The organism is Arthrobacter sp. HS15c, from assembly GCF_040812005.1.
GTDB lineage: Bacteria > Actinomycetota > Actinomycetes > Actinomycetales > Micrococcaceae > Arthrobacter.
This window is the reverse complement of sequence record NZ_JBFOHM010000007.1, coordinates 153,865-166,610: the sequence shown is the minus strand read 5'-3', so window position 1 is coordinate 166,610 and position 12,746 is coordinate 153,865. Positions and strand designations below refer to the sequence as shown.

General features: G+C 64.6%; 11 protein-coding genes. 5 read left to right on the top strand and 6 right to left on the bottom strand.

What is annotated here, in order from left to right:
* The first annotated feature begins 32 nt into the window (after positions 1 to 32).
* Genes ABV518_RS13295 through ABV518_RS13275 form a run of 5 tightly spaced genes read left to right on the top strand, consistent with a single transcriptional unit; the run spans position 33 to position 4,276 of the window.
* Positions 33 to 596, top strand: coding sequence for a hypothetical protein (locus ABV518_RS13295; RefSeq protein WP_131132723.1), 564 nt, complete (start codon positions 33 to 35; stop codon positions 594 to 596).
* A gap of 10 nt (positions 597 to 606) precedes the next feature.
* Positions 607 to 1,440 (top strand): exodeoxyribonuclease III, encoded by an 834-nt coding sequence (locus ABV518_RS13290; RefSeq protein ID WP_367767543.1) that lies wholly within the window; start codon positions 607 to 609, stop codon positions 1,438 to 1,440.
* Positions 1,441 to 1,457: 17 nt separating this feature from the next.
* Positions 1,458 to 2,570: a tryptophan--tRNA ligase gene (gene trpS / locus ABV518_RS13285; RefSeq protein ID WP_367767542.1), complete on the top strand. Its 1,113-nt coding sequence runs from the start codon at positions 1,458 to 1,460 to the stop codon at positions 2,568 to 2,570.
* A 34-nt stretch (positions 2,571 to 2,604) separates the two neighbouring features.
* Positions 2,605 to 3,180, top strand: coding sequence for a 2'-5' RNA ligase family protein (locus ABV518_RS13280; protein ID WP_367767541.1), 576 nt, complete (start codon positions 2,605 to 2,607; stop codon positions 3,178 to 3,180).
* Between the two features lie 37 nt (positions 3,181 to 3,217).
* Positions 3,218 to 4,276, top strand: a complete 1,059-nt coding sequence (locus ABV518_RS13275) for a YihY/virulence factor BrkB family protein (protein WP_367767540.1) — start codon at positions 3,218 to 3,220, stop codon at positions 4,274 to 4,276.
* Between the two features lie 10 nt (positions 4,277 to 4,286).
* On the opposite strand, the gene ABV518_RS13270 is transcribed toward ABV518_RS13275, so the two are convergent.
* The 6 genes from ABV518_RS13270 to sdhC form a co-directional block, all read right to left on the bottom strand.
* Positions 4,287 to 8,207, bottom strand: coding sequence for a galactose oxidase-like domain-containing protein (locus tag ABV518_RS13270; protein WP_367767539.1), 3,921 nt, complete (start codon positions 8,205 to 8,207; stop codon positions 4,287 to 4,289).
* Positions 8,208 to 8,336: 129 nt separating this feature from the next.
* Positions 8,337 to 9,107, bottom strand: coding sequence for a S9 family peptidase (locus ABV518_RS13265; RefSeq protein WP_131132718.1), 771 nt, complete (start codon positions 9,105 to 9,107; stop codon positions 8,337 to 8,339).
* Positions 9,108 to 9,197: 90 nt separating this feature from the next.
* Positions 9,198 to 9,980 carry a succinate dehydrogenase iron-sulfur subunit gene (locus ABV518_RS13260; protein ID WP_131132717.1) on the bottom strand — a complete coding sequence of 261 codons (783 nt, stop codon included), beginning with the start codon at positions 9,978 to 9,980 and terminating at the stop codon, positions 9,198 to 9,200.
* Between the two features lies 1 nt (position 9,981).
* On the bottom strand, positions 9,982 to 11,781 hold the full coding sequence (gene sdhA / locus ABV518_RS13255; protein ID WP_367767538.1) for a succinate dehydrogenase flavoprotein subunit: 1,800 nt from the start codon (positions 11,779 to 11,781) through the stop codon (positions 9,982 to 9,984).
* A 104-nt stretch (positions 11,782 to 11,885) separates the two neighbouring features.
* Positions 11,886 to 12,356 (bottom strand): succinate dehydrogenase hydrophobic membrane anchor subunit, encoded by a 471-nt coding sequence (locus ABV518_RS13250; protein WP_367767537.1) that lies wholly within the window; start codon positions 12,354 to 12,356, stop codon positions 11,886 to 11,888.
* A gap of 3 nt (positions 12,357 to 12,359) precedes the next feature.
* Entirely contained in the window at positions 12,360 to 12,740 is a 381-nt protein-coding gene (gene sdhC / locus ABV518_RS13245) for a succinate dehydrogenase, cytochrome b556 subunit (protein WP_082576094.1), read from the bottom strand.
* Positions 12,741 to 12,746: the final 6 nt, after the last annotated feature.

Genomic DNA, 12,746 nt, shown 5'->3' with positions numbered 1-12,746 from the left:
GAGCGTGCCGCGGCGTTTGAGACAATATAGGAATGCAATCTCTGGGTAACCCTCACTCTGCGTCCAAACCGGCCAAGGGCGGCTTCTCCATGCTGCGGATCAGTGGCCCGGGCATGATGATCTTTGTCATCGCCTTTGTTGTCGCGGTCATCTTTGCAGCCAACCAGAACGACGTCGTCGGCTGGGTTGTTGCGATCATCGCCGCCTTCTGGCTCGCACTGGCAGCGTTTGTGGTCTTCAGCATCCAGAAGGCCGCTAAGAAGGCCGGCGCCAAGCTGACTGAAGCCCAGAATGCCTTCAACAGCGCAGCCGGCCGCGCGCCGTCGTCGTCCTCTGCGGACCATGGCGGCACCCGGGTGGTCTACGAGCGCTCCGAAGCGGACGAAGTCCGCGACCTCAAGCTGGACCACTCCTTCAAGATCGTTCAGGTGCAGGTCCGGGTGGTAGAGCAGGAGCGGGCCAAGGGTGACGCCGCGGATCTGGACACCATCAGCCGTGCCCTGGAGACCATCGAAATTACCGCCACCAATGCCCGGGACATGATCCGCTCCTCGGGCGGCACGGGGGACCCGGTCACTGGAACGGTCATCGACTAGAGTGGAGCGGGTGAGCTCGGCATTGAAGAAGGACCACCTTCGCATCGCATCAGTCAACGTCAACGGCCTCCGCGCTGCCTACAGGAATGGCATGGCGGAGTGGCTGGAGCCCCGCGAGGTGGACATCCTTTGCCTCCAGGAGGTCCGCGCGCCGGACGCGATCGTCCGCCAGTTGCTGGGCGACGGCTGGCACATCCTGCACGCTGAAGCCGAGGCCAAGGGCCGCGCCGGCGTCGCCATTGCCTCCCGCGAAGAACCGCTGGAAACGCGCAACGGCATCGGGGACGACTACTTCGCCACCGCCGGCCGCTGGGTCGAATCCGATTTCCGGCTGACCGACGCTGCGGGTAACGCGGTGCAGCTGACCGTTGCCAGCGCCTACGTGCACTCCGGCGAAGCCGGAACCCCCAAACAGGTGGACAAGTACCGTTTCCTGGACGCCATGACCACCCGGCTGCCGGAACTGACCAAGCACAGCGACCACGCCCTGGTGGTGGGCGACCTGAACGTGGGCCACACCGAGCTGGACATCCGGAACTGGAAGGGCAACGTCAAAAAGGCCGGCTTCCTGCCCGAGGAACGGGCGTACTTTGACCGCTTCTTCGGTGAAGAGATCGGCTGGAAGGACGTCCACCGTGGCCTGGCAGGCAGCGTCGACGGCCCCTACACCTGGTGGTCGCAGCGCGGCCAGGCCTTCGACAATGACACTGGCTGGCGGATCGACTACCACCTGGCCACGCCGGAACTTGCTGCGTCCGCATTCTCCGCAGTCGTTGACCGGGCGCCGTCATGGGACACCCGCTTCTCTGACCATGCACCGCTGGTAGTGGACTACCGGCTCTAGATTTAAGGCCACAACGAATGACCACCTCCCCTACAGTCACCGGCCCCGCCGCATCGCCGGCAACTGACGCCGTCGCCGCGCAGGCAAATGCCAGCCAGCCCGCTACCGGCGTGCGGCACCGCATCCTGTCCGGCATGCAGCCGTCCGCGGACTCGCTGCACCTGGGCAACTACCTTGGCGCCCTGGTGAACTGGGTCCGGATGCAGGACGAATACGACGCCGTGTTCTTCATCCCGGACCTGCACGCCATCACCGTCCCCCAGGATCCGGCCGAACTGGCCCGGCGCACGAGGATCACCGCGGCCCAGTACATCGCCGGCGGCGTGGACGTCCACAAGTGCACCCTGTTCGTCCAGTCCCAGGTGCCGGAACACGCGCAGCTCGCCTGGGTCCTGAACTGCATCACAGGCTTCGGTGAGGCGTCCCGGATGACCCAGTTCAAGGACAAGGCGCAGAAGCAGGGCACCGATTTCGCCAGCGTGGGCCTGTTCACCTACCCCATCCTGCAGGCGGCCGACATCCTCCTGTACCAGCCGCAGGGCGTCCCGGTGGGCGAGGACCAGCGCCAGCACGTCGAGCTGAGCCGCGACCTCGCCACCCGCTTCAACTCCCGCTTCGGCGAGACGTTCACCGTTCCGCAGCCCTTCATCCAGAAGGAGTCCGCGAAGATCTACGACCTGCAGAACCCCACCGCGAAGATGTCCAAATCGGCCGAATCGCCGGCGGGCCTGATCAACCTCCTCGACGAACCCAAGGTCACGGCCAAGCGGATCAAGTCCGCCGTCACCGACACCGAGACGGAAATCCGCTTCGACCGCGAAACCAAGCCCGGTGTCTCCAACCTCCTCACAATCTTCGCCGGAGTGACCGGCCAGAGCGTGGAGCAGCTTGTGGAGGCCTACCAGGGAAAGATGTACGGCCACCTCAAGGTGGACCTGGCAGAAGCGGTGGTAGGGCACCTCACCCCCATCCGCGACCGCGCCAACGAGCTTTTGTCGGACCCCGCCGAACTGGACAGGCTGCTGGCCCACGGCGCGGACAAGGCCCGGGAAATCGCCGCGGCCACCCTCAGCGACGTCTATGCCAAGGTGGGGTTCCTTCCCTACGGCGGCTCCCCGGGAGTCCGCTAACCCGATGTCGGCCTCCAGCAATGTCAGTGAAGGAATGAGCGTAGGCGTCATTCTGGGATTCCCCCCTGCCATCGCGGAAGAACTTCAACGCTGGCGCGCCTCGTTCGGTGATCCCATGGCGGGGGTGATCCCTGCCCACATCACCCTGATCACCACCACTCCCACCCTTGACTGGGAGGCAACGCGGGAGCACGTCCGTGAGGTCGCCAAAGCCCAGGCGCCCTTCATGGTGACCATTGCGGGGACGGGAACCTTCCGGCCCGTGTCCCCGGTGGTTTTCATCAACGTGGAGGACGGTTTCGACTCCTGCGTGGACCTGCACGAAAAGCTCCAGACCGGACCGCTCCAGCGGGACCTGCCGTTCTCCTACCACCCGCATGTGACGGTCGCCCACGATGTTGCCCCCGAAAGCCTCGACGAGGCCGAAACGGTGCTTAAGGACTATAGGGCAACGTTCCCTGTGGTTAGCATGGGACTTTACGAGCACGATGCTGACGGCATCTGGCAGCTACGGGAAGAGCTGGACTTTGGGACCGAAACTGACAACGAAGCCGGCGTCTGGGCTGCGGACGCAGCCGCCAACTCCGGCGGAGCAGCCGCTTCCCACTGAGCGTGGCAAGCTGAAGCTCGCGGTCATCCAGAAGCGGATGGAGTGGGGCAAAGCCAGGAGGTCCGACGGCGGCCCGGCGGCCAGTCTGCTGGCAATGTTCCAGTGGCTCCTCGCCCGGCTGAACGCGTTCCGGCCCATGCGGGCATGGCAGCACTACAACCTCCAGCACGGCCCGCTGATGAGTGCGGGCATCGGCTTCAACATGTTCTTCTCCATCACCGGCCTGCTGGCCACCGGCTTCTCGGTTGCGGGGCTGGTGCTGCGCGACCAGCCAGCCCTCCTGGACACCATCATCGGAAGCGTCGCGCAGAGCGCGCCCGGCCTGCTCAAGGTGGGCGGCGGCGAAGGACTGGTGGATCCGCAGGACCTGCTGAACCCGGACGGCCTGGGGTGGACGGCTGCCATCGCCGCAGTGGTCACCGTGATCACCTCGCTGGGGTGGATTGCCGGGCTCCGCGACGGCCTGCGCGGAGTGATGCAGCTCCCGCCCCTGAAGATCAACGTAGTCGTCCTGAAACTGCGCGACGCCGGCACCCTCCTGCTCCTGGGGGCCGCGCTGGTGATCAGTGCCGGAGCCTCGCTGGTCTTCGGCACCGCCGCCGGCTGGGCCACCGATTTCCTCCAGCTGGACGACGCCGTGGCGGGCCCGCTGACCACGCTGATCAAGATCGGTGTGCCGCTTGCACTGAACTGGGTCACGGCGGTCATCATGTTCCGTCTCGCCGGGGGTTTGAAGCTGTCCAGGCAGGCTTTGCTGGAAGGCACCATCCTTGCGGCGTTCGGCACCACGGTCCTGCAGGTGTTCAGCACCGAGCTCCTGGCCGGAGCCAGCCGCAACCCTATCCTGGCGCCGTTCGCCATCATCATCGGGCTGCTGATCTGGTTCAACCTGGTCAGCCAGGTCTACCTGGTTTCCGCTGGCTGGTCCGCCATCCGCGACGAAGACCTCAGAAGCGCCCCCGCGGAGCATGACAAAGCCGGGTGGGGTTCACGCCAGGTCCAGCCGGGCAAGGTGCCGGTGGAGAGGCCCGGAGACCACGCCGGCGCGGCCGCTACGTCCCGGCGTCGAGGTATTGGCCGGGCCAGGCGGCCCTGACTCCGGCGGACTACGGCGCCGGGAGTACCTCGATCACAGCCAGGTTCCACATGTCGTTGGTTGGTGCAGTGTCGTTGATGGTGACCAGTGTGCCCGTTGCCGCCGTCGGAGCGTTCTGTCGCTGCAGCCAGTAGGTATCCCCAGCAGGAGCGAGGAACTGGTCCACCAAAGTCTGGTTCGGACCGACGGTGCGGGCAGTGGGGGACGCCCAGTCCGTACCCACTCCCCAGACCCACGAGCCGGCACGGGTAGTGGTGAGGCTGGCCGTGGGCGCCCCGGAGGCGGCGCTGGCACCGGCCACGGCACCGTTGGCTGTGTCGGCGTTCAGGAACGCAACCACCGACATGGACGACTGCCAGGTGCCAGAGTTCTGTGTGGCCGTGACAGTGGCATTGGTCAGGGGTGCGGGCGAAACAGCCTGCCAGATTTCCGCAGTGCCGGCTTGCGTGTTGGCGCGTTGGCGCAGCGTCCAGGTGAGGCCCGCACCGGCCACCGAGCGGATGGAAGCGGTTCCGCCGCCACTGGGCCCATCGGAGCTGATGAAGGCCAGCAAGAGCTGATTGGTTGCCGTGGTGGTCAGGCCAGTCACGGCCACCGTTGAGGAATTAGTACCTTGGTGCCTGGTAACGATCCTGTCCACGGTAACGGTCTTGGGGCCGGCAGCGGCCGTTGCGGTGGCGGTGTTCGAGTCCCCGCTGACATTGCCGGCGGCATCCTGGGCGGTAACCGTGTAGGTGTACTGGGTGCCGGCTGTCACTGCACTATCGACATAGGAGGTGCCGGTGACGTTGGTCAGCGCCGCGCCGTTCCGGGAGATGTTGTACCGTGCCACTCCCACGTTGTCGGAGCTGGCAGTCCACGCCAGCGAAATCTGGCCGGTCCCTGCCGTTGCGGTAAGGCCCGCCGGAGCGGTGGGCGGCGTTGTATCACCGGACGCCTGGCCGTTTGCTTCGTTCGACGGCGGACTCTGGTTGGAGGCGGCGTCCTCGGCTTTGACTCGATAGAAGTAGGTGCCGGCCGCGAGACCGGAGTCCCGGTAGGACGTGGCGGTCCCCGCGACCTGGGCAACCTGGGTGGCGGGACCCGCGGTAAATCCGGCTGTGCCTGAGCGGTAAATCGTGTACTTGGCGACGCCGATATTGTCGGACGATGCTTCCCACGTCAGGTCCACCAGCCCAGTGGACCCTGCTGCGGACAGCCCGGCAGGTGCGGTCGGGGCCACGGTGTCCTCGAAGGGTGCAGGAAACCGGACCATGGAGGCAACGGATGGAACTCCGTTGCTGTTCACAATGGACAACATGTAATGCCCTGGAGGTGCGTAGTTGCCATTCGCAGGCATCTGCACGCTCAGCCCCCCGGGCGCCTGCGTGAATGACAGCGACAGCGCACGTTCGTTTTGGTCGAAAGCGTGCGTCACCGCGCCCGTCCTGATCAGGGAGACCGATTGTATTGAGCCGGCGTCGGGCGTTTCCACCAGCACGTTGGCGTTGTACTGGACGGTGCCGGGTACGGAGGTTATGGCCGGCCGGGGACCCTTGAACAAGTATGGCGGCGAGTAAATCTGGTAGTTGTTCTGGTCAGTTACACCTGCGTCTCCACCGCCGCCGGAAACAAAGACCCTGCCATCCGGGAGCAGAAGCGACGTGGAATGATACAGCCGTGGTACCGCCATCTCTGCCACGGTCCGCCACAGCCCAGTAGCCGGATCCCAGATTTCAGCGGCTTTGACGGCCTTGCTGTCATCAAAACTGGATTTTTCCGTTCCCCCTCCTACGGCCAGCACGGAGCCATTCGGCAGATTGGTGAGGTTCATGAAGCTGCGCGGATACTGCATTGGGGAAGTCGGCTGCCAGATGGGGTTTCCGGCATTCAGGTCCAGCGTGAAGGCGGTGTTCGACGAGGGGCCCGTAAAGCCACTGTCGGCAGCCGACCCTGCTTTCATGAACTTTCCAGGTGCGTAGTTGGTGATGGAGGCGCCGTCGATAATGCGGCCATCGATGGTGGTCCACTGCTGAGTGGCGACATTAAGGGCGATGGTCGAGGTTGCCCGTTCGGAAGCTCCGGCCTGAAGTACCCGCCCGTCAGGGAGCTGGTACATAAAGGGGTAATACGGGATATTGCGCGTAGCGGTGGTCAAGTCGCTCCACGTATTGGTCCTGGTGTCGTACAGCTCCGGGATTTGGATGATGTCCGTCGAGTTCAAGTTGGCGCCCGAGGTGACCAGGACCTTGCCGTCCCCCAGCGTGGTCCCGGTTGCGTACCAGCGGGCGTAGTGCATGGGCGCGAGTGGCTGCCACGTTTTTGTCACCGGGTTGAAGGCCGTGATGTCGCGGATGCCGAGGCCCCCCGTGGTCGATGTGCCGCCGACCACCATGACGCGGCCGTCGGCAAGGGCGATTTGTCCCGCGCAGAACAGGTCCACGGGCGCGGCGGGAAGTTGCTCGTAGGTTCCGGTCACTGGATCAAGCAGGTACTGCTCGCCGCGCTGGGAAAAGTCGCCCTCAAAGGTCAGGATTTTGCCTGTGTGGGTGAGGACCGCATGGATGGACACCTGGGGCCACGGCTGCAACGGGCCCCAGGATCCAACGACGGCAGGGTCCTGCCCGGCATTGTTGACCGTAACGGACACGCTGGCCGAGGTGGTCACGTTTCCTGCGGCGTCCCTTGCCCTGGCTGCAATGTTATGTGCGCCTGCACTCGCTGTGGCGGTATTCCATGTCAGCGAATAAGGGGCAACGGTGTCCTCGGCCTGCAGATTGGCGCCGTCTAAAGTGAACTGGACACCGGCCACGCCCACGTTGTCGGCGGCTGTTGCCGTCACTGATATTTGTCCGGAAACTGTGGCACCGTTCGCCGGGGCGGTGACGGAGACAGTCGGTGGGGTGGTGTCGGGTGCGGGGGTGGCGGTGGTGAAAGTGGCATCGGGGGAGATCGCGAGGTTACCGGATGAATCGGCGGATTTCACCCGGTAGTGGTACAGCGTGCCGGCGGTAAGCCCGGACAGTGCTTGGGTGTGGGAGGTGGTCAGCGCTGAGTCCTGGACGGTGCTGGATCCGTAGGACGTTGTGGTGCCGTATTCAACCTGGCTGGTGGATGGTTCGTCGCTTGTCCAGGTCACTGTGGCCCCGGTCTGGCCGGGGGTTCCGGCCGACACGCCGGAGAGGGCCGGCGGTGTAGTGTCGGCACTGCCGCTGGCGGCACGGACTTCGATCAATGACAGGTTCCACATGTCATTCGTGGGGGCTGTGTCGTTGATGGTGACAGACGACGGCGACGCCGCGGGCAGCGTCTGACGTTGGGTCCAGAAGGTGTCACCGTGGCTGGAAGTGTATTCGTCCACCATGATCTGGCCGGGGCCCACTGCCCTGGCTACGGCCCTGCTCCAATCGTTGCCCACACCCCAGACCCATGAACCGTTCCGGGTCGTCGTCAGCGCCGCAGAGGGTGCGCCTGTGGGACCGCTGGCGCCGGACACGGCGCCGTCGGAGGTGATGTCCGCCCCCGTGAAGGTGGCAACCGTCATGGAAGCCTGGTAGTTACCCGGGTGGTTGGCTGTGACTCTGGCGTTGGTGAGGATCCCGCTGGCCACCGCCTGCCAGATCTCAGCCGTTCCGTACTGGAGGTTGGTCCGTTGCCTGAGCCGCCAGGTCAGGCCGCCGCCCGTGACAGCGGTGAACTGCTGGCCCCGGCTGACCGCGGGACCGTCCGCTGACACAAAGGCGAGGACAAGTTCGCCGGGCTGGGTGGTGGTGAAGGCCGGGGACACGATACTCGTCGACGGGGCTGACTGGTGCCTGCTCACCACCTTGTCCATGGCGAGTCCCGCAGCACTGGCCGGCGGCGGCAGGACCACGCTGCACGCGAAGGCAAACAGGCTGATCACCAGCGCAGTGGCCATGTGGGACGGTCGGGTCAAAGGGCTGCGCTGCATGGTGTCCTCGCAAACTCACGGCTATCCCTTGAACTTGGCCCTCACACAGCAGAATGTAAAGAAGCTGGGACTAAGTAGGGGGACAAGTTAGGGGTACCGCGGCGGCGCCGCCAGCACCTTTTGAGGCCGCTACTTCCCGGCGTCGAGATACTGGTCGGCCCAGGCAGCGATGATCCTGGCCGCACGGGCCGCCTGACCCTTGCCGGTCAGGAGGTGGTCGCTGCCCTCAAGGGACACGAAGTTCCGGGGGTGGCGGGCCGTCTGGAAGATGGAGCTCGCGTTCTCGATCCCCACCGTGTTGTCGGTGGGGGAGTGCAGCACCATCAGCGGCTTGTGCAGCTGCCGGATGCAGTCCGTGAGGTCGGCATTTTCCAGGTCCTCCACGAAGTGCCTGCGGATCTCCACGCGTTTCCCGCCGAGGTCCACTTCGGCGCTGCCTTCGCTGAGGATTTTGTCCAGGGCGGCGTCGAAGACGTGTGCCACGTGCTTGGGTGAGAACGGGGCACCTACTGTTGCGACGGCGTCGAGCTCCGGAATCTGGCGCGCCGCGGAAAGCACGGCGGCACCGCCGAAGGAGTGGCCCACGAGCAGGGAGATGGCCTTGCCCTGGGCGCGCATGAACTCGGCGGCCTTGACCGTGTCGGCCACCTTGTGGCTGAAGGAGCCTTCCGACCAGTAGCCCGCGGAGTCGCCCAGCCCCAGGTTGTCGAAGCGGAGCATGCCGATTCCGGTGTCAGCCAGGGCCTTGCACATCCGTGAGGCCGAGGGGCTGTCCTTGCCCAGCGTAAAGCCGTGGGAAAACACTCCCCAGCCCCGCACGGGCCCCTCCGGGACGTCAATGATGCCTGAGAGGAGTTCGCCGGTGGAACCTTCGAAGCTGACTTTTTCGGAGCGGGACATGGCGTCCCCTTTCGTTGTGGCTGCGTGGGTTAAAACAACGACGGCGCCATTCGCACCTCAGTGAATGACGCCGTCGTGCTTTAACCGGAACTAGATCTTGCGGGAAAGAATTGCCTGCTTGACCTCGGCGATGGCCTGGGTCACCTGGATGCCGCGGGGGCATGCTTCGGAGCAGTTGAAGGTGGTGCGGCAGCGCCACACGCCTTCCTTGTCGTTCAGGATCTCCAGTCGCATGTCGCCGGCGTCATCACGGGAATCGAAGATGAAGCGGTGGGCGTTCACGATCGCGGCCGGGCCGAAGTACTGGCCGTCGGTCCAGAACACCGGGCAGGAGGACGTGCACGCGGCGCACAGGATGCACTTGGTGGTGTCGTCGAAGCGCTCACGGTCCTCGGCGGACTGCAGGCGTTCCTTGGTGGGCTCGTGGCCCTTGTTGATCAGGAACGGCATGACCTCGCGGAAGGACTGGAAGAACGGCTCCATGTCCACGATCAGGTCCTTCTCCACCGGCAGGCCCTTGATCGGCTCGACCGTGATGGGCTTGGAGGTGTCCAGGTCCTTCAGGAGGGTCTTGCAGGCGAGGCGGTTACGGCCGTTGATGCGCATGGCATCGGAGCCGCAGACGCCGTGGGCGCAGGAGCGGCGGAACGAAACGCTGCCGTCGATCTCCCACTTGACCTTGTGCAGGGCATCCAGCACACGGTCGGTGCCGTACATGGTGACATGGAAGTCGTCCCAGGTGGCGTCCTCGGACACCTCGGGGTTGTAGCGGCGCACGCGGAGGTGGACGTCGAATGTGGGGATCTCGCCGCCGCCACCGATGTGTGCGGGCAGTTCGATCTTTGAGGCTGGCTCAGCAAGTTCGGCGGACATCTTAGTACTTCCTCACCATCGGCTCGTAGCGGGTAAAGACAACCGGTTTGGTGGCCAGGCGGATGCCGGCGATTGCCTCTGCAGAGCCGTCAGCCGGGGCGTGGTCGTCCTTGTACGCCATGGAGTGCTTCATGAATTTTTCGTCGTTCCGGTCCGGGAAGTCCTCGCGGAAGTGTCCGCCGCGGGATTCCTCACGGTGCAGGGCAGCCACGGTCATGACCTTGGCCAGCTCCAGCAGGAAACCGAGTTCAACGGCTTCGAGCAGGTCCAGGTTGAAGCGCTTGCCCTTGTCCTGGACACTGATGTTCTTGTAGCGGGCTTCGAAGGACTCGATGTCCCGCAGAACCTGGTTCAGCGTGTCAGCGGTGCGGAACACCTGCATGTTGGCGTCCATGGTGTCCTGGAGTTCCTTGCGGATCACGGCCACCTTCTCGTCGCCGTTGCCGTTGCGGGCAATGTCCAGCAGTTCGATGGTGTACGCCTCGGGGTCCTCCGGGAGGTCCACGAAGTCAGCCGTCTTCGCGTACTCAGCGGCGGCGATGCCGGCGCGCTTTCCGAACACGTTGATGTCCAGCAGCGAGTTTGTGCCCAGACGGTTGGAGCCGTGGACGGAAACACACGCCACTTCACCGGCGGCGTAGAGGCCCGGCACCACGGTGTCGTTGTCCTGCAGGACCTCGGTAGTGATGTTCGTGGGGATGCCGCCCATGGCGTAGTGCGCAGTCGGGAACACCGGAACGGGCTCCGTGTACGGCTCCACACCCAGGTAGGTGCGGGCGAACTCGGTGATATCCGGCAGCTTCGCGTCGATGTGCGCGGGCTCCAGGTGGGTCAGGTCCAACAGGACGTAGTCCTTGTTCGGGCCACAGCCGCGGCCTTCACGGACTTCGTTGGCCATGGAGCGGGCCACGATGTCGCGGGGTGCGAGGTCCTTGATGGTGGGGGCGTAGCGCTCCATAAAGCGCTCACCCTCGGAGTTGCGCAGGATGGCACCTTCACCGCGGGCTGCCTCGGAAAGCAGGATACCGAGGCCGGCAAGGCCTGTCGGGTGGAACTGGAAGAACTCCATGTCCTCCAGGGGGATGCCGCGGCGGAACGCGATGCCCATGCCGTCGCCGGTCAGGGTGTGGGCGTTGGATGTGGTCTTGAAGACCTTTCCCGCGCCGCCGGAGGCGAACACCACGGACTTGGCCTGGAAGACGTGCAGTTCACCGGAGGCGAGGTCGTAGGACACAACACCGGCAACACGCTTCTGCTTGTACGGCGTGCCGTCCTCGCGGACCGCGTCCTCTTCGACCGTTAGGAGATCCAGGACGTAGTACTCGTTGTAGAACTCCACGTTGTGCTTGACGCAGTTTTGGTACAGCGTCTGCAGGATCATGTGGCCCGTGCGGTCAGCGGCGTAGCACGCCCGGCGGACGGGAGCCTTGCCGTGGTCACGGGTGTGGCCGCCGAAGCGGCGCTGGTCGATGCGGCCCTCGGGCGTGCGGTTGAACGGCAGGCCCATCTTTTCCAGGTCCAGCACGGCGTCGATGGCCTCTTTGGCCATGACCTCGGCGGCGTCCTGGTCAACCAGGTAGTCGCCGCCCTTGATGGTGTCGAAGGTGTGCCATTCCCAGTTGTCTTCCTCGACATTGGCAAGGGCTGCACACATGCCACCCTGCGCCGCACCGGTGTGGGAGCGGGTGGGGTAGAGCTTGGTCAGTACTGCTGTGCGGGCGCGCTGACCGGATTCGATCGCGGCGCGCATGCCAGCGCCACCGGCACCGACGATGACGACGTCGTACTTATGGACCTGCATACCAGACGCTCTTTCTCTCAAAATTCTCTATAAAACAACGGGCAGGCGTTGCCTGCTCCGCAAAACGCAGCCCGCGGCTAGCCGCGGGCCCATGGATGTTGCTGTTACGCAGCGGGGCAGAAACCACCCGGCAGCGGCACGCCGTTGACGTCCAGCGGGCACGGGTTGAAGGTGAAGATCACCAGGGTGCCCAGGATGATGATGACGGCGGTTGCTGCGTAGAGGACTGCCTTGAGCCAGAAGCGGCTGGAGTCCTTCTCGGCGTAGTCGTTGATGATGGTCCGGACGCCGTTGGTGCCGTGCAGCATGGCGAGCCACAGCATGGCCAGGTCCCAGAACTGCCAGAACGGGTCGGCCCACTTGCCGGCCACGAAACCGAAGTCGATGGCGTGGATGCCGTCGCCCACCAGCAGGTTCACAAAGAGGTGCCCGAAGATCAGGACAACCAGGACCACGCCGGAGAGCCGCATGAACAGCCATGCAGCCATTTCGAAGTTCCCCTTCGATGCGCCGCTGCGGCGGTACTGCGGGGAGATCTTGCCGCTGCGCGGGCTCTGGATCTGAGTTGCAGTCATGGCTTAGTGACCTCCAAGGGCGAGGGAAAGGTGGCGGATGGAGAAACCGACCATAACGACTACCCAGAGGGCCAGGACCGTCCACAGCATCTGGCGCTGGTACTTGGCGCCCTTCTTCCAGAAGTCGACGGCGATGATCCGCAGGCCGTTAAAGGCGTGGAAAACAATCGCGGCGACCAGGCCCGTTTCACCCAGGGCCATCAGGGGATTCTTGTAGGCACCGATGACAGCCGTGTAGGCCTCGGGGGACACACGTACCAATGAGGTGTCCAGCACATGGACCAACAAGAAGAAAAAGATCACAACACCGGTAATGCGGTGTCCTACCCAGGACCACATGCCTTCACGGCCGCGGTACAAGGTGCCAGCTGGTTTTGTCGGCACTGAATA